General features: G+C 39.9%; 21 protein-coding genes and 2 pseudogenes. 11 read left to right on the top strand and 12 right to left on the bottom strand.

From position 1 onward, the window contains the following. Positions 1-56: 56 nt before the first annotated feature. Complete coding sequence (locus IQ264_RS04535) at positions 57-2,276, bottom strand: heavy metal translocating P-type ATPase (RefSeq protein WP_193979048.1); 2,220 nt, start codon at positions 2,274-2,276, stop codon at positions 57-59. Between the two features lie 146 nt (positions 2,277-2,422). On the opposite strand from IQ264_RS04535, the gene IQ264_RS04530 reads away from it, so the two are divergent. After that, positions 2,423-2,821 carry an ArsR/SmtB family transcription factor gene (locus tag IQ264_RS04530; RefSeq protein WP_193979046.1) on the top strand — a complete coding sequence of 133 codons (399 nt, stop codon included), beginning with the start codon at positions 2,423-2,425 and terminating at the stop codon, positions 2,819-2,821. A gap of 670 nt (positions 2,822-3,491) precedes the next feature. Continuing rightward, on the top strand, positions 3,492-3,917 hold the full coding sequence (locus IQ264_RS04525; RefSeq protein ID WP_193979044.1) for a peptidoglycan-binding domain-containing protein: 426 nt from the start codon (positions 3,492-3,494) through the stop codon (positions 3,915-3,917). Positions 3,918-4,390: 473 nt separating this feature from the next. Here the strand turns inward: IQ264_RS04525 and IQ264_RS04520 are convergent, their stop codons facing one another. Beyond that, on the bottom strand, positions 4,391-5,806 hold the full coding sequence (locus IQ264_RS04520; RefSeq protein ID WP_193979042.1) for an NACHT domain-containing protein: 1,416 nt from the start codon (positions 5,804-5,806) through the stop codon (positions 4,391-4,393). A gap of 83 nt (positions 5,807-5,889) precedes the next feature. Here IQ264_RS04520 and IQ264_RS04515 point away from each other — a divergent pair, with 83 nt between their 5' ends. The 4 genes and pseudogenes from IQ264_RS04515 to IQ264_RS32710 form a co-directional block, all read left to right on the top strand. After that, positions 5,890-7,074: an IS701 family transposase gene (locus IQ264_RS04515; protein ID WP_413470333.1), complete on the top strand. Its 1,185-nt coding sequence runs from the start codon at positions 5,890-5,892 to the stop codon at positions 7,072-7,074. Continuing rightward, positions 7,074-7,433, top strand: a complete 360-nt coding sequence (locus IQ264_RS04510; RefSeq protein WP_193979040.1) for a helix-turn-helix domain-containing protein — start codon at positions 7,074-7,076, stop codon at positions 7,431-7,433. Before IQ264_RS04515 ends, IQ264_RS04510 begins: the two co-directional genes overlap by 1 nt. 19 nt (positions 7,434-7,452) lie before the next feature. Beyond that, on the top strand, positions 7,453-8,019 hold the full coding sequence (locus IQ264_RS04505) for a transposase (RefSeq protein WP_193979038.1): 567 nt from the start codon (positions 7,453-7,455) through the stop codon (positions 8,017-8,019). 16 nt (positions 8,020-8,035) lie between these two features. After that, positions 8,036-8,218, top strand: a pseudogene (locus IQ264_RS32710) (IS701 family transposase); the annotation flags it as partial. Here the strand turns inward: IQ264_RS32710 and IQ264_RS04500 are convergent. The 4 genes from IQ264_RS04500 to IQ264_RS04485 form a co-directional block, all read right to left on the bottom strand. Beyond that, positions 8,215-8,724, bottom strand: coding sequence for a hypothetical protein (locus IQ264_RS04500; RefSeq protein WP_193979036.1), 510 nt, complete (start codon positions 8,722-8,724; stop codon positions 8,215-8,217). The pseudogene IQ264_RS32710 and the gene IQ264_RS04500 overlap by 4 nt on opposite strands. A 47-nt stretch (positions 8,725-8,771) precedes the next feature. After that, positions 8,772-10,679 carry a pentapeptide repeat-containing protein gene (locus IQ264_RS04495; RefSeq protein ID WP_193979034.1) on the bottom strand — a complete coding sequence of 636 codons (1,908 nt, stop codon included), beginning with the start codon at positions 10,677-10,679 and terminating at the stop codon, positions 8,772-8,774. Positions 10,680-10,725: 46 nt separating this feature from the next. Next, positions 10,726-11,352 carry a hypothetical protein gene (locus tag IQ264_RS04490; protein ID WP_193979032.1) on the bottom strand — a complete coding sequence of 209 codons (627 nt, stop codon included), beginning with the start codon at positions 11,350-11,352 and terminating at the stop codon, positions 10,726-10,728. A gap of 381 nt (positions 11,353-11,733) precedes the next feature. Beyond that, a complete protein-coding gene (locus IQ264_RS04485) occupies positions 11,734-14,220 on the bottom strand; it encodes an NACHT domain-containing protein (protein WP_193979031.1) in 2,487 nt (828 codons plus the stop codon). Between the two features lie 300 nt (positions 14,221-14,520). Between IQ264_RS04485 and IQ264_RS04480 the strand changes: the two genes are divergently transcribed. From IQ264_RS04480 to IQ264_RS04460, 5 genes are all read left to right on the top strand, one after another. Continuing rightward, entirely contained in the window at positions 14,521-15,009 is a 489-nt protein-coding gene (locus IQ264_RS04480; RefSeq protein WP_193979029.1) for a hypothetical protein, read from the top strand. A gap of 66 nt (positions 15,010-15,075) precedes the next feature. Beyond that, complete coding sequence (locus IQ264_RS04475; RefSeq protein ID WP_193979027.1) at positions 15,076-15,240, top strand: hypothetical protein; 165 nt, start codon at positions 15,076-15,078, stop codon at positions 15,238-15,240. 57 nt (positions 15,241-15,297) lie between these two features. Further along, positions 15,298-16,005, top strand: coding sequence for a hypothetical protein (locus IQ264_RS04470; protein ID WP_193979025.1), 708 nt, complete (start codon positions 15,298-15,300; stop codon positions 16,003-16,005). 153 nt (positions 16,006-16,158) lie between these two features. Next, positions 16,159-16,470 carry a hypothetical protein gene (locus IQ264_RS04465; RefSeq protein ID WP_193979023.1) on the top strand — a complete coding sequence of 104 codons (312 nt, stop codon included), beginning with the start codon at positions 16,159-16,161 and terminating at the stop codon, positions 16,468-16,470. A 611-nt stretch (positions 16,471-17,081) separates the two neighbouring features. Further along, the gene (locus IQ264_RS04460; RefSeq protein ID WP_193979021.1) at positions 17,082-17,354 is read left to right on the top strand and encodes a hypothetical protein; all 273 of its coding nucleotides are present in this window, start codon (positions 17,082-17,084) and stop codon (positions 17,352-17,354) included. A 216-nt stretch (positions 17,355-17,570) separates the two neighbouring features. On the opposite strand, the gene IQ264_RS04455 is transcribed toward IQ264_RS04460, so the two are convergent. From IQ264_RS04455 to IQ264_RS04430, 6 genes and pseudogenes are all read right to left on the bottom strand, one after another. After that, the gene (locus IQ264_RS04455; RefSeq protein WP_193979019.1) at positions 17,571-17,798 is read right to left on the bottom strand and encodes a hypothetical protein; all 228 of its coding nucleotides are present in this window, start codon (positions 17,796-17,798) and stop codon (positions 17,571-17,573) included. 13 nt (positions 17,799-17,811) lie between these two features. Next, the gene (locus tag IQ264_RS04450) at positions 17,812-18,477 is read right to left on the bottom strand and encodes a DUF6753 family protein (RefSeq protein WP_193979017.1); all 666 of its coding nucleotides are present in this window, start codon (positions 18,475-18,477) and stop codon (positions 17,812-17,814) included. After that, positions 18,467-19,342, bottom strand: a complete 876-nt coding sequence (locus tag IQ264_RS04445; RefSeq protein ID WP_193979015.1) for a hypothetical protein — start codon at positions 19,340-19,342, stop codon at positions 18,467-18,469. The genes IQ264_RS04450 and IQ264_RS04445 overlap by 11 nt, the downstream gene beginning before the upstream one ends. Positions 19,343-19,347: 5 nt before the next feature. Beyond that, positions 19,348-20,097 (bottom strand): mobilization protein MobD-like protein, encoded by a 750-nt coding sequence (locus IQ264_RS04440; protein WP_193979013.1) that lies wholly within the window; start codon positions 20,095-20,097, stop codon positions 19,348-19,350. 11 nt (positions 20,098-20,108) lie between these two features. Beyond that, complete coding sequence (locus IQ264_RS04435; RefSeq protein ID WP_193979011.1) at positions 20,109-20,564, bottom strand: hypothetical protein; 456 nt, start codon at positions 20,562-20,564, stop codon at positions 20,109-20,111. Beyond that, positions 20,557-21,169: pseudogene (locus tag IQ264_RS04430) on the bottom strand (hypothetical protein); the annotation flags it as partial. The pseudogene IQ264_RS04430 and the gene IQ264_RS04435, both read right to left, overlap by 8 nt.

Genomic DNA, 21,169 nt, shown 5'->3' with positions numbered 1-21,169 from the left:
TCAAAAAATTCGTTTCTCTTTAAGCACCTGAAGCGATCTTTTTAGAAAAGAAGAATCTATTTTGCAATTCGGGTTGCATTCAAAATCGCCAGTAGAGCTACACCGACATCAGCAAACACTGCCTCCCACAGGGTCGCTACTCCAATGGCTCCTAGCGCAATAAAGATTACCTTAATCGTCAGCGCCACTATAATGTTTTGCACCACAATCTGACGAGTTTTGCGGGCAACTTTGATCGCTTCTGCCACCTTAGAGGGAGCATCGGTCATTAACACAACATCCGCTGTTTCAATGGCAGCATCCGATCCTAATCCACCCATTGCCATGCCGACATCGGCTCTGGCAATCACTGGCGCATCATTAATCCCATCACCAACAAATGCCAGTTTTACTTTGCCCGATCGATCTAGCAGTTTCTCAATTTCATCTACTTTTCCTTCTGGCAGTAATTGAGCGACAAACGCATCTAAACCAAGGTGACGGGCGACGGACTGAGCAACCATCTGGTTATCTCCCGTCAGCATTACGGTCTTCTCAACACCCATTCGTTTTAAGTCTCGAACCGCTTGAGCCGCATCTTCTTTGATCCGATCGGCAATCAGAATGTATCCGGCGTAGCGTCCATCAACTGCTACGTGAACGACCGTACCTGCCACATCACAAGTATCATGGTCAATCTTTTCTCGATGCAATAAGCGATCGTTTCCCGCAATCACCACTTGATTTTGCACAGTAGCTCGGATACCATGCCCTGCAATTTCTTCGTAATCCGTCACTTCAGACTCAGCGATCGGTTGAGCATAAGCTTCCCGAATCGATTGCGCCACAGGATGATTTGAGTGAGATTCTGCTTTTGCTGCTAGCGTCAGCAGTTCAGATTCAGAAAACCCATTTCTAGTGACAACTTGGGTAACTTTAAACGTGCCTTGGGTTAAGGTTCCCGTTTTATCAAACACAACAGTTTTAACCGCTGTAAGGGAGTCCAAGAAGGAAGACCCTTTGACCAAAATTCCACGCTTAGCGGCTCCCCCAATTCCACCGAAATAGCCAAGCGGAATGCTAATTACCAATCCACAGGGACAGGAGATGACTAGCAGTACCAGGGCACGATAAACCCAATCGGAACGATCTACCCCCGGAATGAATAACGGTGGTAACAGGGCAACGGCTAATGAGAGAAAGACAACCACAGGGGTGTAGTAGCGAGCAAACTGGGTAATGAATTTTTCAGTGGATGCCTTTTTGCTGGAAGCATTTTCAACTAGGTCAAGCACCTTCGCGATCGAGGATTCTCCGAACAGCTTGGTGACTCGAATCGTCAGCACACCAGATTGGTTAATCATGCCTGCGAGAATTGGATCTCTAGGCTTAACGGTGCGTGGAACCGATTCTCCGGTCAAGGCTGACGTATCTACCTGTGAAGTTCCTTCTAAGATCTCGCCATCCAGTGGGACTTTCTCACCGGGTTTCACCAAAATTAAGTCCCCAACCTTCACTGTTTCTGGCGAAACCTGTTGAACTGTGCCATTCCGCTTGAGATTAGCGGTATCGGGTCGCACTTCCAGTAGGGCTTTGATGGAACGGCGCGATCGCCCCACGGAGTATTCCTGAAATAGCTCCCCTACTCTAAAGAACAGCATAACTGCAACGGCTTCGGGAAGTTGATGAATGGCAAGTGCGCCCAAGGTTGCGATCGTCATCAAAAAGTTTTCGTCAAAGATCTGCCCCCTGAGAATGTTGCGTCCCGCTGTTTTCAGCACTGTCCAACCACTCAACAGGTAGGCAGGAATAATAACCGCAAATTCGGCAAGGTTGTAAGGCGTGTTGTGTAAGGGTTCCTCAAACAGGATGGCAATGGCAAAGAAAGCGATCGCAATCAGTACAGGCGGTAACTCTTTCTTGAGATTAAATTCGCCAGAGCCATGACTGTGCTCACGATCCTGTCCCTCTTCCTCGTCATGCTCATGATCGGTATGCCCTTCTTCATGGCTGTGTCCTTCTGCATGAGAGCGATCGTGTTCACGCACTTTAAGCGGTGCAGACGATTTCGGATCTCCAAGGGTGTAGCCCAAAGCTTTGATTCGCTCTTGAATCGTTGCCTCGCTCACCTGCTCTGGATTATATGTTACGGTTAACCGCCCAGTTGCCACGGTTACAGATGCCTCTGCAACCCCTTTCAATCGTTCCAGGCTACCCTCTATCTTCATTTTGCAGCTTGTGCAGTCCATACCGCCGACCTGCATCTGCTGAGTTTTGAGCGGTGACGATTGAGCCATAGGTTTTCAATACGACTTGAAAAAGAACTTTTTTGAACTGTAGCATAAATTCTGAAATATCTGAAGATATATTCAGATATTAAAGTGTTAGAATGAGAATCATTTTCTGCATTGACCCCCTATTCTGTCCTTAGTCACTAACGCTTATGAACAAATCATCGCTGCCAAAATCACAACCCTTCCAAAGTGAAGAGGTACCCAGTTGCGATACACCTCTGGTTCATCTAGAGCAGGTGCGGCAGGTTCAACCAGAGGTGATGTCGTTAGATCGGGCACAACAGATGGCCGAGTTTTTCAATGCACTTGCCGATCCGAGTCGTTTGCGGTTGATGTCGGCATTAGCCAGTCAAGAACTCTGCGTTTGTGATTTAGCGGCAGCAGTGAAGGTAAGTGAATCTGCGGTTTCCCATCAATTGCGAATTTTGCGATCGCAACGCTTGGTAAAATATCGCCGGGTTGGACGCAATGTTTACTACAGCTTGGCAGATAGCCACGTAATGAACCTGTACCGAGAAGTCGCAGAGCATTTGAATGAATTGGATTAAGGAGATGAAAGTGGATATTCCAATTGCTTGTACCTTGAACAAAGTAAAGGGTGTGGTCAAAAGTAGTTGGTGGGTGAGATCGCTATCTAATAGTAGAGATAAAATTTGAGACAATAATCATGAGGACAAGTTTGAATCAAAGGGTATTGACAAAGCCCTAAGTAGAGTAGTACTACTACTCTGCTTTCGGTGACTCAGTATTCGTGCCAGCAGCGATTGTTACATTTCTTTACGTCGTGTCCTATTTTGCGCGTATCTCGGCTTTACCTCAAGCAGGGATATATTCGGATTTGAATCTTTGAATGGGATACCTACCGAGGAGATCCCGCCACACTTCAAACCTGGTAAGGCATTGAAGGCAGAAGTACTGGAATTGAAGAAACAGCAGAAGCGGGCTAAAGCCCAGGAAGCGAGTAACGTCGATGAAGCAAGAAGTTCGCCGCCTACGGTCACTGATAAGCCCAAGCCTGCAATCAAAAAGAAGGTTGTAGTGCCACCTCCAACTTAAGGAACTGGTGTTCGCACTTTAGATAACTAGCAACTTGAGTTAATAAATTCATATTGCATCTATCTAACGTCTTGAGGAAGAAGACACCTATGGGTGGAACTATTATTTAGTTAAGCTGTATTAAACTGTGCAACATCTGTCGAGCTAAAAGAGGAAGTTAAAATGCTCAAATCACTTCTGACAGGTAGCTCTGTTTTACTGTTTTTGGTTGCAGGTACACTCTCTGCTAGAGCAGAAGCTCCACCGCCAGGAGAATATTTCTACCCAGAGCCAACACAACCAACCCAGCCGTTAACTGGATCGGTACCCATTTATGATACGCTGCCGCAGTTGAGTGATGGTAACTTGACGGAATACGCTGCTACAGATGCCATACCAGTTCTACAACTTGGCAGTCGCGGGGTAGTGGTAGAGGATGTACAAAAATTTCTCCAGCAGGCGGGACTTTATACAGGAGCCATTGATGGTATTTTTGGCCTCCAATCACAGGCAGCCGTAGCACAATTTCAAACCCAGGCGAGACTTACTCCTGATGGCATTATTGGTTTTGATACTTGGAAAGCTCTGGTTCGCTCACAACCAAGTTAATCATTTAGCAGGTGGAGATACCATTCCTTCGGATCCCCATCGTTGTTTCCTCGCATGAATTCCTTGAATTTGTTGGTTGGTAATAGTTATCAACACCTTGAATAAAAAGCCGTTTAGCTTTTTGGCTCTGGATTGATATATCAGCAAATTTACTTTCTACTCCGATCTACCTCTATAATAGCCAGATTACGAAAGCTCCTATTTAGCTGCAATTATTGCCGTGACCAGGCATTAGCTCTATCCTAATACTCTTAACAACTAACCTATTAGCAAAATTTATCACCATAAGTTCGGGAGAACCGTCTTCTCTAGTAAAGAATCTTCAAAAAACTAGTGTGTAATTAATTCTGTCCAATTACTTATTTTGTTAGATTCAATTGGCCTCTCAATATATAGCCTTTCTCTGACTTATGAGGTACATATTGTTGGCTAACCATAGTGTAATATAAAATCTTATTTATTATCCATCTACCCTAAAATTTTTCGCTCTTCATATTGGCAAAGTGGTCTTGTAATAGTTTGTGGAAGAATTGATAGCGACCCCCAATTTTTATGATAAATAAGCGTTCTTCTGCATAATGGAGAAAGCGAGCGTAGTTCCAAGGTATGTAACCATTGCGCCAAAGCAAGAATCGCAACAAAAAATGTTGAAGACAAGCCATTCCGCCTGTTAATAGTGCTATCGTTGGCACTACTGTTGCTCCAGTAATTAGCGTGGAAAAAGCTATTCCATCTGTCAAAGTAATTGTTAAACCTAATCCCAAACAACTTATTAGTATAAATATTAATGAGATGCGTGTTGAATAAAAAATATCTTGATTGGGAGCTTTTCTTTGTTTGATTTCTAGCCGCTCACTCGTGAAAGCTAAATTACCTAACAAAACTAAACTAAATATGCCTCCGAAAATTAATCTGGGAATTAATTGCGTATTTACTCCAAATGCCAAACTTAAAATTAATACACTCACTCCGTAACCTAAAAATAATTTATAGATCTTTACTTGAGGAAATTTAAAACTCTCAATTGGTGTGATTTGCTTATACAAGTATTTAAAAGGAAATGATGCTCCTATAGAGCCGATTACAAGTCCAATAATATCCGAAAATGACAACTGTTGTGTAATGGTAGGCAAGACGGTGGTTAAAGAAAAGATTGATATAATAATTATTAAAAGAGTAATATTATAAATTCTTAAATCAGTTGGCTTTAACCAATTGGGTTGCATCTTTTCAATTAAAAATTCAGTTTGAGACTCTCTTTGTAACTGTTGCGCTAACCAAATAAGCCAGAGTCTGGTTTGATGAGAGCTAGGAAACTTTTGTTTGATGTAGGCTTTACTATCAATGTCCCGGCTCAACATTCGTACTACGTAGCTATCAAGCAAATATTGAGTTCGGTCTTCTACAGACGTTAGCTTCTGCCATTGTTCAAAAGATATTTCTTCATAGGCTAGAATAGAAACATTAAGCAGCAAAGGATTTCTGGCTAACTTTAATAGATTGGGGTTGTTGCTAATACTTTGCCAAAAGTAGGTATGGCTAATATTAGATAAGTACTCCTGAAGTTGAGAGTTAGTTAAGGATTTTAAGCTGATGGAGTTGCTGAGTTCAAGGCGAGTATCATAATTTTCATATTCACCTAAGCGGCTACAAACAACTAGATGTTTAGGACGGTATTCTCCCTTCATTAGCTCGTTAATTGCCTGCACGCAAAGTTCTTGACGAGTTGATTGTAGTTCATCCAAACCATCCAATAGTGGTATAATTCGTTGATTCTTTAGCCATTCTCTGATCAACCCCTTTAAGGGTAAAAACTGTGATTCGATCGTAGTTACCAACCAATCAGCTATAGTTTGGCGATCGTCCCTCCAAGATGAAAGGTTGCACACCCAAGGAATTGGATAATTAGCCCTCTTTTATCACTAGCGCGGGAGTATAATGAAGACTAAGTGATAGAAGCAAGGCAGGGAGCATGGTAGAGCCTCGTTCACCCGCAGCGACAACTAAATTTATCGATGAATATTGCCAGTGGTATAAAAACTTGTTTTCAGATGTGAGGAGCTTTGAAGCTTTTAAGCATCTTCATGTAGGATGTATATCAGAAATAAAACGTAAAACTTTACCAGAAATAGCTAAGGTAACAGGATTAGATAACCATCAAGGATTACATCATTTTTTAACAGAGTCGCCTTGGGAAATAGAAGATTTAAGAAACATCAGATTAAAGTTAATTTTGCAAGTACTAAAAGGAAAACCAATAGTTTTAATCATTGATGAGACAGGCGATAGAAAAAAAGGTAATAAGACAGATTATGTGAAACGGCAGTACATAGGAAATTTGGGAAAAACAGATAATGGGATTGTGGCAGTAACAGCTTATGGTGTCTTTTGTGGAATGACATTTCCTTTGCTATTTGAAGTATACAAACCTCATGAAAGGCTAAAGCCAGGAGATAAATATCTTAGTAAACCAGAAATAGCAGTTAGGCTATTGGAAAAACTCAAGAAAATGGGGTTTAAGTTTAACTTAGTATTAGCAGATAGCTTGTATGGAGAGAGCGGAAAGAATTTTATTCAATCATTAAATGAACATCAATTAAAATATATTGTAGCGATTCGCTCAAACCATTATGTGGAGTTGCTTTCCAGGCAAAGAATGCAATATCTCAAATGGCACAAATTTCAGAGAGTTTTCTGTGATCTGCGCCAAGAAACTCGATTTACTCGTGAAATAATATTTGGTAAACGTGGCGAAGTTAGGTATTGGCAGATCACCACCGATGCTGCGCAGCTACCAGGTAACTCAACTTGGTATGTGATGAGTAAATATCCCGATATTACACCGAGAGAAGTAGGAAACTATTATGGACTAAGAACTTGGGTAGAATATGGTTTAAAACAAAGTAAAGATGAATTAGGTTGGGCTGACTTTCGTGTAACTAACTATCGCCAAATTGAACGCTGGTGGGAGATTATCTGTAGCGTTTACCTGATGGTGAGTCTGCATTCGGAACAGATGCACGGTAGTTTAACACAATCAGACTCACAACTTTCTTTGCACCAGTGGTGGGATCAAGGACTGGGCTGGAAAAATTTACTTACAGCGCTTTGCGCTGTTATGAGGTACAATAAAATATCATTTTATAGCCAAAGCTAATGAAAGCGTATTCGGTTGAGTTCCGCAAAAGAATAGTGGTAGCACATTTGGTAGAAAAGATGTCAATCAGGAAAGTAGCTACCCAATTTGCTGTCAGTACAAGTTTAGTCCAAAAGTTGGTAAAACAACAACGAACAGAAGGAAATTTACAGCCCAAACAAAGGGGAAAACCACAGTTCAGTCACCTAAAAAATGCGGAAGCAGAAGTCAAAATATTGGTAGCAGAGCATCCAGATGCCACGTTAGCAGAGTTATGTGAATTGTTTGCTTCTAAAACCGGAAATTGGGTGAGTAAATCGGCGATGTGTCGCTATTTGCAAAAATTAGAGTTAAATCGAAAAAAAAACTGGCTACAGTAGCCAAGCAGCCACAGAAAGAGTGCAAAAATTGAGAGTTGAGTATCGGGAAAAAATCAAGCATATCGAGCCAGAAAATCTCGTATTTTTGGATGAAACTGGGATTCTATTGGGGTTGACCAGAACTCATGCTCGCTCATATCCAGGCACAAGAGTAACTCAACTAAAACCATTTTATCGGGCAGCTAAAGTCACAGCTATTGGCGCAATAAGTATCAACAAAGTCCTGGCATTGATGACCATGAATGATTCAATGGATGGCCAAGCATTTGCCGTATTTATTGAGAAATTTTTATGCCCTGAATTATGGCCAGGAGCCGTAGTAGTTATGGATAATTTACCTGCCCATAAACTAGCATCTATTGAGCCTATGATTCAATCTGTAGGTGCAAGTGTTATTTGTTTATCTCCTTACTCTCCAGATTTTAACCCCATAGAACTTTGGTGGTCACAACTCAAATCTTTTTTACGTAAATTCGCTCCTACTAACACCTTGATGATTGACAGAATCATCAAGGTAGCTCTCCATTTAATCAATCCTCAACATTTAAGGAATTGGTTTGCTCGTTGCTGCTACTGTACCTTATAACAGCGCAAAGCGCTGTAATAACCTTCGTTTAATCCTTCAACCTTTCATCTTATTTAATCTTATCAAACCCTGGTTATTAGTTTTTACTATTCCCCAATTATCTTGGGGATTTTCTCAACTTCAAGACATTATTAATTGCCTCACCCCTTCAACATTCTTTTCTCCGTTTAACCCTAATTTATTATTTTCGTCTGCCTAGAGTGACAAAACAGGGTTAGGATCGGCTTCAGCACGACTAATCAAAGTTTTAGCTAGTTCTAACAGAATAGTAGTCTTTCCCGCTCCTGGCGCACCCAGGATTAACAATCTACCTGCGATTTCTTCTAAGTCAAAGATTTCAATAATGTTAGTATTCGATGGTAAAAGAGAGGAAGGTTTTTCGCCGATCTTAATTTCAATATTACAAAGCTGCTTTACCTGCTGAGGTTGCAACTCCTTAGCCAAGTTTATCGGCTCAGTATAAAGTAGAGATTTCTTTAGCCAAGCGCTAACCATTTGCTTCATTTCCTCTAACAGGAATTGTTCTTTACGCGCTCGAACTAAATTGTTTCCTTTTGCAAACTGCTGACCCAGAAAAATATTATTGTAGATATCGCCGCCTATTTGATTAGCATAAACATTTGTTGCATCTACAATACCGCCCCCAAATTGAGAACCTCTTAGGTCATGATTAGAAACTTTTTTAGGATCTTGCGCTTCAGACATACATTTAGCAAAGGATTGTAGATAGGTTAATATAATCTGAAAATCTCCTAGCGATCGGCGTTGTCAATGTTACCGCCTATCTGCTGGGCATGAACTGTTTCGGCATCTACAATTCCACCAGCTATTTGAGAGTGTTGTAGGTCGTAATTAGAGGATTTAACCACAGCTTTTGCCTCTACAGTGATGGGTTTATTAGCCAATATCTTAACAATTTCCGTGAGATTTGCATTTTGCTGACGATGGATAGCTATCTGTTCATCCTTAGCTTCTAACTGGTATCTATATTTTTCTTCTAATGCTTTTAATTGCAGTTCGTACTCTTGCTTGAGGTATTTCTCAATTTCTGCTTTGTTCGCATTATAAGGAACATTAACCCGAATGACAAAAGCACCATCATTTTTATTTTCAAGAGCTTGAATAGATAGCTCCTCACTACCACACTTAACTTGCAGCTTTTGAAATGAATTAAGGAATGCCTGCCAATCAATGCCGTTACGGAAAATTAGATCGACTGTTGCTACTGCTTGTTGGAATAATTTAGTAAATTCTCCTGAGGCAAAGCTTCCACTACTAGGGCGGCGTTCTTGTCCTCTTTCTTGAAGATAAATATAGTCACAAATTACCCCATCCAACTGGGTGGTACTATTAATATTCCAATCTTGGATGCAGGCTCCTGTTAATGTTGCTTGCTGAAAGTTACTACCCATTACTAGAGCCGTAGATAAATTGGCCTGAGTGAGGTTAGCATTACACAAGTGGCATTCTCTGAGATCGGCTTCTGCCAGATTAGCTTTAGCTAGATTAGTGTTTGCCAATATTGCCTTACTCAAAGATGCTTTCCAAAAGTCTGCTTTGCCGAGGTTTGCTCCACTGAGGTCTGCTTCCCCTAGTAAAGTCGCCACAAGCAAGGATTCAACTAACTGTGCATCTGTGAGATCAGCTTTTGTAAGATACGCCCCTGTGAGGTTAGCTTGATTTAGAGAACCCAATATAAGGGATGATTCCCACATTTGTGCGCTAACGAGAATTGCTTCTGTAAGATTAGCTCGATCGAGGTTGCACTTGTTGAGAATTGCCCCCTTCAGGTTGGCTTTGTACAAAACCGCATTGCTGAGATTAGCTTGGGTGAGGTTCGTCATAGTAAGGAATGCGCCACTGAGATCTGCTCCTGTTAAGTCTGCTCCTGTTAAGTCTGTCCTTGTCAAGTTTGCTTGACGAAAGTTTACTCCACTGAGATTAGCTTCTTGAAGATTAACCAAACAGAGATTTGTTTCACAGAAATTGGCTTCCGTAAAGCGTGCGCCGCGAAGTTTAGCAATGCTGAGGTTAGCTCCCTGAAAATTTGCTCTGCTAAGGTTAGCTCGATTCAGGATGGCCATCCCTAACTCTGCTTCCCTGAGATCTGCCTCACTCAGATTAGCTTTGTTGAAGTTAGCATTTAGCATATCTGCTTTCTGAAGGTAAGCTCCACTGAGATTAGCTTTACTAAAATCTGCCTCTGTAAGTTTGGCTTCTGTGAAGTTAGTTTCTTTTAAGCAAGCATTTTGGAAGCTAGTTCTATCAAGGTCTGCTCGACGGAAGTTTGCTCTGCTAAGATTTGCCCTATTAAACTTTGCCCATTTGACAATAGCCCTGCTGAAATCGATTCCACAGAGGTCTGTATTGCTAATATCAGCACTTTTAAAGTTAGTTCCATCCAAGGAAGCGCCATTAAGTTTTATCCTACTAAGCTTGGCACTCCGAAAGTCAGCGCCCCTAAGATTAGCATTCGAGAGGTCAGCACCACTTAGGTTGACTATACCAAGGTCTGTTTGGCTAAAGTCAATGCCGCGTAGGTTTAGATTGCTAAAGTCTGCTCCGCAAAGTTCGGGTTTAATTTCAGGATTGTTTAACCGCCACTTATTCCAAACCTCTATGCCCTGCTTAAGCAGAGCAAGATGTTTCTCATTGATCATCTTATTGCACCAAAACTTAAGTTTGTTTCCTCTACAAATAAGATGATTACTTGCCTTCTTTCCAACCCTCTAAACTTGCTATAAAGATATTAACCAAAGGATGGTTAATCAATTCTTTAAAAGCTTCAATACTCCCTGCTTTTAGCGTTCCAACCACTCGCGCCTTGAGAGATGGATTACTGTCAATTTGCTTGAGCGCTTCTGTTACAACTGTCTGTTTTTCTTGCTGGGTATTGGTCGGATACGTTTGCTCTAGTTGTTGCAATAGCTGCTGAATTTCTACTGCGGCTTCAACTAAGTTTTGTCTTTGTTCGGGTGCGTAGTTGTTTATATTACCGCCTAAGTGCTGCGCGTGGACTGTCTCAGCGTCTACAATCCCTCCAGCAATTTGGGCATTTTGTAGATTAAAAGTTGAGGACTTTTTTGATTCTTGTGACATCATAATCTCCTTTTCGTTGATAATACCAGCTATTTTATCTGCTTTGACTTCTCCTTGGTTAACCCCAATTCCTATAGAAGATTTACTTTGATCGATGTTTGTTTCACTTACGGTTGCTCCCGTATTGTTACCATAATTATCACCGTAAATATGAATAGTTTTAGCATTTTCATCTTCTGCTAAAAAGTCTAATATTGTAGACTTTGAAAGTTTTAAACAGAGGGCTAAAGCCAAACCAACTAAAGCAGCGTAAGTTTAATTCATGATAGGAGTATTAGGTCTTTTGGAAACTTATACCAATTTTCCACAATTGATAGTAATTTCTAATCACAGCCATACCTTTATGCGGAAGAATCCGGTAGCAATGTCGAGGACGAGTTCATGTTCTTATTTGATACCAAATCCGGGTTAACTACCCGCTTTAATTTTTTCTCTTCTTTGCACTCTATAGCGCTATCGTACATAGCTACCCTACGGAAAGGCTTACGCCTATCGCTAGTGTGTCCTTTGCGGTTAGTTTAAAAAGGGAGTAATCAAAGCGGATTTGGTATGATTAGGGTTTGAAGAACATCTTGCAGCTTATGGCAGAAGTTGTCTAATCTGAAAATACCATAATTAAAAGCATTTTAAGAAAGCGTCTATCTCAATTTCATTTAATGGTAAAAGCAATGTTGATTGGATAAAATCTCTAGTTTCACGCTTGACATAACATGGTGATTGAAGGCAATCTAACAACAATTTGTTAGCGTAGCAGTATGCTCGTAACATTCCCCATTCTTGCTCGGTATCTAATTGCCAATCATAATCAATATTGCGATATTTACGATTCAAGTCTTTAAGCTTATCACCCCAAGCAGCACTATCATGCTTATACCAATGGTAATATTCATCCCAATGATCGTAAACACCTTCTGGCAATTCTTCATCTAGTTTGATAAGTTCCTGCTGAAAATCTTGATTATCAGTCAATGCTATAGCTGAATATAACGTATCAGATAAGGTGTAAAAATTAGTATCGTCAATCGGATGCTTGTTATACATTTCATCAATTTCATAATCCTCATCTCCTTCATCAAGGCTAATAGATGTAAATTCCTCATTTTCAGAATTCCTGTTAGCAATGCGATTTAACAAAGATGCTTGAGCGCGAGCATGAGCCAAATTAAGGTCTAAAGCTAGATTTGGATCGTCAAGAGAAGCACGGAAATCTCCCATACCAAATCCTGAAGCACATCCTTCATAAAAACTTAACTGAATATGGGAATCTAAAGATTGTAATAGCTCGCTCATCTCTAAAAATTCCCAAGTTGAATAGGGAAAAGAGTTTGTATTATCTAATATGCAAATACCTACAGCTAGACAAACGTAAAATGCTTTAATTGCATTAGGCTGATGAGAGCTAGATATTTGACGCGATTTTTGACTAGCCCAAGTTAACAATTCTTGAATGGTTCTATTCTGTGCGGCGGCTAGATCGATTTGATATTTCATTGATAGCAAAAGAACATCAGCACTTCTTAACATCTCAGCAGTTAGTAAGAAAACTTCACGCCATTGTTTATAAAAAGCGTATTTGATTAAATTATTCAGAGCCGAATCATTAAATTCATTTGGATTAGCTTTTGATACAATCTCTTTGGCAGCGAAATACTCGTGAAATGTTAAATGAGAAAAGGAATAAACTTCTCTAGCTCGTTCTACTAATAACCCATGCTGTGCTTCAATAGATTTTAATACAGCTTCGCTATCTAGCGCTAAAGCTTCTGGAACTTGAGAAGATTCTGCCAAGTTTTTAATATAAGAAGCTATATATTCCTGCACATCCTGTTGTCTCCAAAAGTATTCCCCCTTCTCAAAAGTTGTTAAAGCTAAATAACTAAGTAAATCTTCTTTGCGCGGTACAGAGAGATGTTTATAAGCGTTATCACGTTCAATAATACGAGTAGCATCCCATTTCCTTAAGAGTGTATGAGTTGCCCTTTTGTATAACTCAGCACGACTATTAGGAAAGTCTCCAGCATCTTCAAATTCAATACATAACAAAGTTAACAGTAGTGGGTTATTAGCTAGTTCCTTGATTGATTGGTTATTTTGGAGGTTTTCCATAAACCGTTGGTCAGAATTAGAGATATTATTTTTATATGAAAACCACTTACTGACAAAGGCTTGGATTTGTTCTTGGTTGAAATCAGCAACTTCTACATCTGTAAAATGCTCAAATGTATATTCCTTGGCTGCAATTCGGCAAGTCAGGATAAATTTGTTATTAGGGAATCTTTGAGAAATATCACGAATTTCTTTTAAGACGCGGCGATCGTATTCTTGCCGAACCTCATCTAATCCATCTAGCAATAATAGTATTCGTCCTAGCTCAAATAACCGAACTATTTGGTTATTGTCAATGTGGTTATTAGATAATTCCTTACCAATGTAATCGAGTAAACCTATTTTAACATCAGGGTTAGCAAAGTCTTTGAGATATATGAACATTGGTACATAATTATTAAAAATATTTCCTGAAATACATTGAGTTGCTAAATACCTCAAAAAAGTCGTTTTCCCTGCTCCTGGTTTTCCTAAAACCATCAATTTGTCATACTTGGTCACTGCCTCTAATCCAGGCACTCTTTCTTGAGCAACTTTAGGAAGTCCTAAGCGCTCAAAATAATTTACTGAAAATTCTTTGGTAAGCTCATCAATGCTTTTTCGTTGTTTATTAGTAATTTTCTCTAGAATATTGACAGTTGTATAAATATGATTCACCTCAATAGAGTACTGCATATCTAATATCCGCATTATTCCACATTTTTGAATAATGCTTGATTGACATCTTTGCCGAACATTTACAACTAGCTCCTCGATTGATTCAGCATTTTCAAGTTCGGATAAATCAGCAACAACTTCGGACTCTATCTGTAGGATATTACAGAGTTTCATAAAATTTTCTTTATCAACAGGCTTGCTAGAGAAGAAGTTATAGATAGTTGCATTAGATAATTGAGCTTCGATCGCTAATTTTTCCTTAGTCCACCCTTTTAGATTGAGAGCGATTTGGGCAGTTTTTGAACCTTGGTCAGATAATCTCAAAGAACGTTTCGACATAATTAATTTTCAGATTATTTATGGATTCTTTTACTCTAGCAATAACTTTTAGAAGCTTGGTCTAAGAAATCTCTGACTTATCTCCAACTTACCATTAAGATCATTTTTAAATCGTATTATGTAACGGCTTCCCATCATAATTCTTCCATTGCGTTACATAAGACAAATCCTCTGATAGTAGTATAAAACCTTGCCCTTACCACAGATATCTTAGTTATTGCTAACGCAAGAAAACAAGTGAAACAGCAAGCACAGCCACCAAAACGGCTGGTAATCAAACATTTCACTTGTTTATCAATCATGTCTACAATCACAAAAATCAACAGTTTTGCCGCAGAAAGCATTGTGCAACGACTAGCAATTACAGCAGGTGCAAAACCAGTTCGCTTTGATACTAGACAACTGGTGCGTGTTGCCAAAGCTACCAGAATCGGATGGCAGCGTCTCAAAAAAGCTTTTCCTTACCTGCTATCAGAATACGGACGGCATACCAAAAATGGCAAATATGCTGTGGAATGGGATGCCGTACCAGCTGCTATCATTCTCGATTATGTGTATGGACTAGATGTTGTATTTCTCTGGCGGGGATGGTGCATTGGTATCGATGCTACCACTAACAGTAATGCAGTTGCCCAAAAGCAATCCAAACTCGCACTATTGCAACCATTATTACAAGCATTGCAAATAGATCGTGCAGTAGTCGCCCAAGTTGGTAGTCAAGCCAATCGAACTGAATTTATCCAAAACCTACGTCGTGTTATCCAAGGCGAAACTTTTATTCAATTGTAATTAATTATCCATTCTCACTGCGTTCACACGCGCAGTAGGAATGGAAGTTTTTTTAGGTACTTTTTTATGAACTATCACAAAAAGAAAAGCCTCGACCAATTAATTAAAGAATTCCGGCATTATTATTACCAACGTCGTCACCAGAAAAAACATCGCGTCAGAAGAATGTTAACGCAACATTTGTACAAATTACAACGTCAAATTAGGCTATTGATAGAACATTATGAGTAATAAGTAAAGCGTGCTAACGCACAAAGTCTATCGAACAACAAGCAGAGGTAATTGTACATGATTGCTACCGCTAATCCCACCATTGTCACCGAATGTCAAGCAGCGATTAAACTAGCAGAATTTAGTTTAGTTGAATTTGAGTTAGCAGAAAATAATGCAACAATTATTGCAGGTCGTCTACGATTTCCACCATTATGCGCTCGTACTGCAATTAGAGAAATTATCGCGCAATTAGTAGAAAATCAAGGTACTGTTTTATCGCAGCAATGCGTTGGAGATGCAATAGCGACTACCGGATGGTCAAGTTTGGTATTTAATGCACCTCTATCAACTTACCAAAAGCTGCTAAAAACTGCACGTCTATCGAATTTGCAGGTAGTTAGAGATAGCACTAAGGCACTGTTGCAAAAGCTATCGTCAACTGATGAAACTTCTACTGATTCTTTGGATTTAGCAACAACAATTCAAGCAACTAAGGCGATAGTTGCAGATGAATCAATCGATGAAGTAGCTGTTGAGGTCGCAGAATGGTTGGTACTCTCCAAGCCAAGTAACGAACCTGAAGCCAATCATTTATCCAATAGTTCAGGTTTGACAATTGCTACCGAGTCACAACTGGAACAATTAACACTGACCAAGCTCAAAGAACTAGCTGCTAATCATAATATTCAAGGTCGTTCTAGCATGACGAAAAATCTAGAAACTGCTCATAAACTGCTAGTTCCTCAACTTGTTAGATTGGTTGCAATTGATGAAATTTCATAGCCAATAACATTGCTCCCTGGTTGTAGGGAGCAGTTTTTTTATCAATTGTAGATTGATGTAAAGGTTGACATTTAGAAGCCTTGATTAATGGTTTTTCAAGCCATGCCTAACGGCAAAAAAATACTGAAATTAGTTAATTAACGGACAAACATTATGGCTATTTCATTAGGTTCTTTGGGCGTTCGTACCAATTCTCGTAAACTGCTAAATACTGCTGTGGAATTAGCAGAATCGCGCCTTTATTTCCAGGCATTAGCAGATGGTACAGTAGAATCTCATAACGGTAAAGCTGTACGTGCCAAACTGTATCAGCAACTTGAAGAAGTTAGCGATGATGAATTGCTAACATTATGCCATCAACTACTAACACTAATTGAAGTTGGTAAGCGTTCTAGCGATCGTTACGAACGCATCCAAGCTGCTAAAGCTAACAAACCAGAAGTTGCAGCTGCTGACGAATTTTAACCAACTTATACCCGCTCTTACGATGAGGGCGGGCTAGCTTTTTTTCAGCATAAATACAATTGTCACTTGCAACATAAAATGGCGTAGTTTGTGAATCATAAACTGGCTAAACCGCCACGGAAATACAAAGTTTCAGACGGTTTAGCCGTCTGAAACTTTGTATCAAATCTTGGCTAGAGTTCAAATTTTGCATGATAAAGTGGCTATAAGTTTCCTAGCTAAAAGGAAAATAAAAAAGTCAGAAATATTATTTTTTTGCCCGTTATATGGGAACTTTTGTGCCAATATATGGTTTAAAACAGCCAAGATATGGTTCAAAAGAAGTTTTTGTACACAAAAACTTTTTTTGAACTATTATCTTCCACAGCAAAAATTTACTAACAGGAGAGCTATAGTTTTGGGAGTTGTCAACAGCAGTATTTAAATCAAAAGCTTATATGGAGAGCATTTGAGACATCTATTACTCAAAAAATGAATTGTGAAGTATAAATTGGCTTACCCACTTATGAAGCATAAATTGGCGTTTCACGCCAATTTATGCTTCAAGTGACAACAATCTCCCCTAACGGGGTAAAGAAAACTGAACAAGTTATCCAAAATATACAAAACTTATGCAATTTAATTTCAAATTATTGGGAATTTGGTTTTCTAATTGTTCTGGTAATTGCTTTGCACCTGCATTGCAGTTTAACCAATACGGGCTAAGTTTTCGCCGTAAGAACTGGCTCGAAACTCGGTTTTATCGCTGTTCTGATGGTAGCTTTGACTGGAACTCAGACCACATCGCATTCTACTTAGGTAAATGCACTCTGGGCGACGAACATAAAGGATATCCTGATATTTACGAATATAGAGGTATCTTGGGCTATCACCAGTATATTTAATAACTTTATTTAACCGCTTCTCTAATGGGAAGTGGTTTGATTTTTTATGGATAAATTAATGCACGTTACCTTGATGGGGAGCGGTCAACTAAATAATTTAGATTTAATGGAATTTTGTGTCAGTTTTGATAACTGATTCACTAATTGTAATAAACTAAGTTGCTGACGATAGCCGATAATATAAGTAGTATCGGCTATCATAGAAACCAACAATACTCAAACACTCAAACCAATCAAAGCGACAATTGCCACCACAACCCTCACAGTATCAGGAAGATTCACTCTGGGACAAACACCGATTGCAATTAACCCAAACAAAGCCGCACGCAGGGGCAAGAAAAACATTAGCACGATTGCCAAAATAGCCATACTAACTGCGAGCACCCATCCACAGATATCCTGTACTCTCCCCAACACTCGCATCAACTTACTTTCACTTTTCATCACAATTACTCCTTTATTGAACTGGTTTTACTCGTAATAAACAGTATTGAGACACAGCTGCTTTTCCCTTTTCTTTAGCTACCAACGATTGTTGAGCAGCTAATTTGGTACAATTCAAATTAGCTAAACTTTCAGAATTCCAAGTCACAATATTTCTTGCCAACTGACCTTGAGGACTTTGTGCCCAGCGTAAACTTTCAGCTGCATCCATTGTGATTTTTTGTCCTGGCGCATAACCACCTTCCAACCAAATTGGAACAGCCATTCCGCCTAGAAAACCCAATCCCATTGCCGCCACAAACAACCCAAAAGCAGGTAACATTAACGAAAGACGACTGCGTTCTTTGGCAGAACAATAAGCAATCAATCGGTCTACCATTTTGCGAATTTCGATTTCTTGACCCTTAGTAGCAATACGCTTTGCTGTTTCTAATTGGTCGTGAATGGCTTCAGTCCACCTATCAAACAAAGCACTTAGTTCGTGCGGTTTATCTTCTAAAATTACTTGCAATTGTCCTGTCGCTAACATCACTAGGAACAGGGGGTCGTTTGTTTTCAAACCATATTCAACTGCTACTGCTAGTACCCGCTTTTGATACTCAGCATCCTTATCTGCCAATAACTGCAACAGAGCATTTTCATTTCTGGCTTGTACGCCTTCTTTAAAATTAATCACCATATTCCACATCCTGCACTTGTTTACTTTTTTGACCGATTAGATTGCTATTCGTATCAAGCCATTTAGTTATCTCTACTTCCGACTGCTTCAAAACCTCCTCGAATTTGGCAGCATCATTCTGTGAAAGTTCTTCGATGACTTCCCCATCTAAGCTAGCAACCAGTATTGTCTGTCCGTCATTCTCAAAACGCAGTACAAAATATTCCTCTTCCGCGTGAACTGTTACAATGCCAAAAGGTGGCAGTACAAATTCTGTTGTTTCTTGTTCCTGGTATTCTTGCAAAACTGCGTCAATTAAAGTATCTTGAACCTTAAGACGTTCAGTTTCTGCCGCTAATTCGTTGGGTTGTTTTTCTTCAAATTGATCGAAAAACGCTTCTTGTTCAACTTCATGAACTAGCAATTCTCTTAACACATCGAGATGGGGAATCATCACATTCCAATCAGCCATTAATTTATTGTCAAACTTCATTAGTTGACCCTCACCAGATTCTCCATTACCATTGCTACTACTATGATTTGCAACCGCCATATCTTTTACAGCCAAAGATAGGGATACCAGTACATCTTGAATGTATTCTGGGCTAAATACTCGGTCAAATATTGCAGATTGAGCGGTATACTCCTCTGACAATTGCAAGCTTTGGTGAGGTGATAAACTCCACTGTCCATTAGTATTAATGTAACCGCTAATAACAAACTCTCCTTCTGCATGAGCTAAAAACCACTCTTTCTCAATTCCCATTGCTATGAAGTTGGGATTAGTGGTTGGAAATACATACAGCCGTCCTAGATATTGTCCATCCTGGGTAACATCACAGTTGAGAGTCGCAGCGGTATCGCGTATCGGATTGATTTGGTACATTTGGCTCACTTACTAGAAGTTACTGCTTTTTCCTTCTCAGCTTTTTTAGGTTGCTTATCCGGTGTCCATAGTTCTGTAACCGCAATTTGCAAGTAGGAATCTTCGAGAAATGTCATCAATCGCTGTTGGGACATAATTGGCATCTTCTCTTCAATTTGAGGGTCATTGAATTTGAATTTGTTCGAGTCGATGAAATATCTATCACCTGGATACAGCAATGGAAAATCAATAACTTGCAAAGTCTTTTTGTACTTATCTTTCAATTCTTGATACTTAGATTCGCTTTCTAAAAAACTCCAGTCGTCCGTTTTTCCTAAATTTCGGACAAAAACGTGCAGCATTTTGTCTTTGTATTGCTCCATTGATTGATAGAATAACTCGATCGATTCAAATCCACCATCGCAGATAAACCACTTGCACACATCAACACCGTATTTATCAGCCACATCCAGCAATCTCCCCTTTGTAACCCAGTTATTTACCAAGGGAAATACATTAGCCGGAAGGTTAACAATTACCGCTTTTTCCCTAGCTAACTCAAAAATAATGTCAGCTTTATTTCCCTTATTCAGAGCTTCGGAAAATTCTGCATTAACGGCATAGTGATAGAACCGCTTCACATCTTGATTGGTGATATCAGCATCTATTAAGGCGTGTTCTATCTTATTTTCAATACAATACTGCACCATAACGCGGGCAAATAATGATTTTCCAACGCCGCCTTTTTCTCCATCAATTAAGTGTATTCTTGCCATCAACTTCTCTCCTAATTAATAAATTCAAAAGTTTCGCTGTCAGTTGTGATTCCTGACAAATTCCAAGCTTGTGGGTCAAAATCATCCAATTCATCCACAATTTCATTCCGTGCTGCATCTGAAACTTTGGCTTGCTTGTAGTCTGGATTCGATATGGGAAAAGCACTGCACAAAACGCTGCCTACCCGCATTGGTTCTACATTCAATACGGCACATAAATACTTGAGTTGATTGGCAAAAGCCATTGCTGAATCTAGCAGTAGCAATTCCAAAGTTTCCTGCGAATAACTGCCCTCGCTGTGCAATGCTACTGGCATATAGTATGAAGTCAGAGCATTGATAATCATTGCTGTTTTGTCTTGATTTGGATGCAGCTTTTGATTCTGGATGTAACTGAGTAACTTTGCTTTATCCGAATCAACAGATGGTTGATAACGCCAGGTCAAATCTTTTTTTCGGTTAGCCATTTACCACCGCCTCCTTTTCCTGTTCTTGCAACTTAGCCAGTGCCTTCACCTTGGCTGCGTGGTAAACTGACAGTGCCCATACATCTGCCAAGCGAGTACCCAACCATTGTTCGTTTAGCGATGTGGGGATTTCTACCCCGCCATGCCACGTTACAGGTGTTCCGGGAAATATCGCATTTAGTTCTTCGTGCAAATAATCTGTTGTGCCACCGCAGACAATAGCTTCGTCTAATTCACTACTAGGTGGCAACACTTCCTTTAACCATGAGGCAAGTGAGGTTGCATACTCTGTCCTGGCAGATTCTACCGCAGATATTATCTTCTCTATCTCGGTATCGCGGATCGATCGCTCGCTACCGCTAACTAACTTGAGAAAATGTTGTGGTTTTGGATGATTTCCTGCTGCCAATATCGCCGGAACTAATTGGGAGGATGTTAGTCCCGCCGTGCGTTCCATGACTAGCTCAACCATTCTAGACATGCCCAAGTTGGTTGTTTTACCTTTATCCAAGATGCCGCGACGGGATACCAGCAAGGAAGCATTGCGATAACCTACCATGACGAGCGCAACTACTTGACGCTTAATAGCTGCTTTGGAGTTTTTG

The sequence above is a fragment of the [Phormidium] sp. LEGE 05292 genome (assembly GCF_015207735.1).
Classification (GTDB): Bacteria; Cyanobacteriota; Cyanobacteriia; order Cyanobacteriales; family Aerosakkonemataceae; genus Floridanema.
This window is presented reverse-complemented; position numbering and strand designations above follow the sequence as displayed.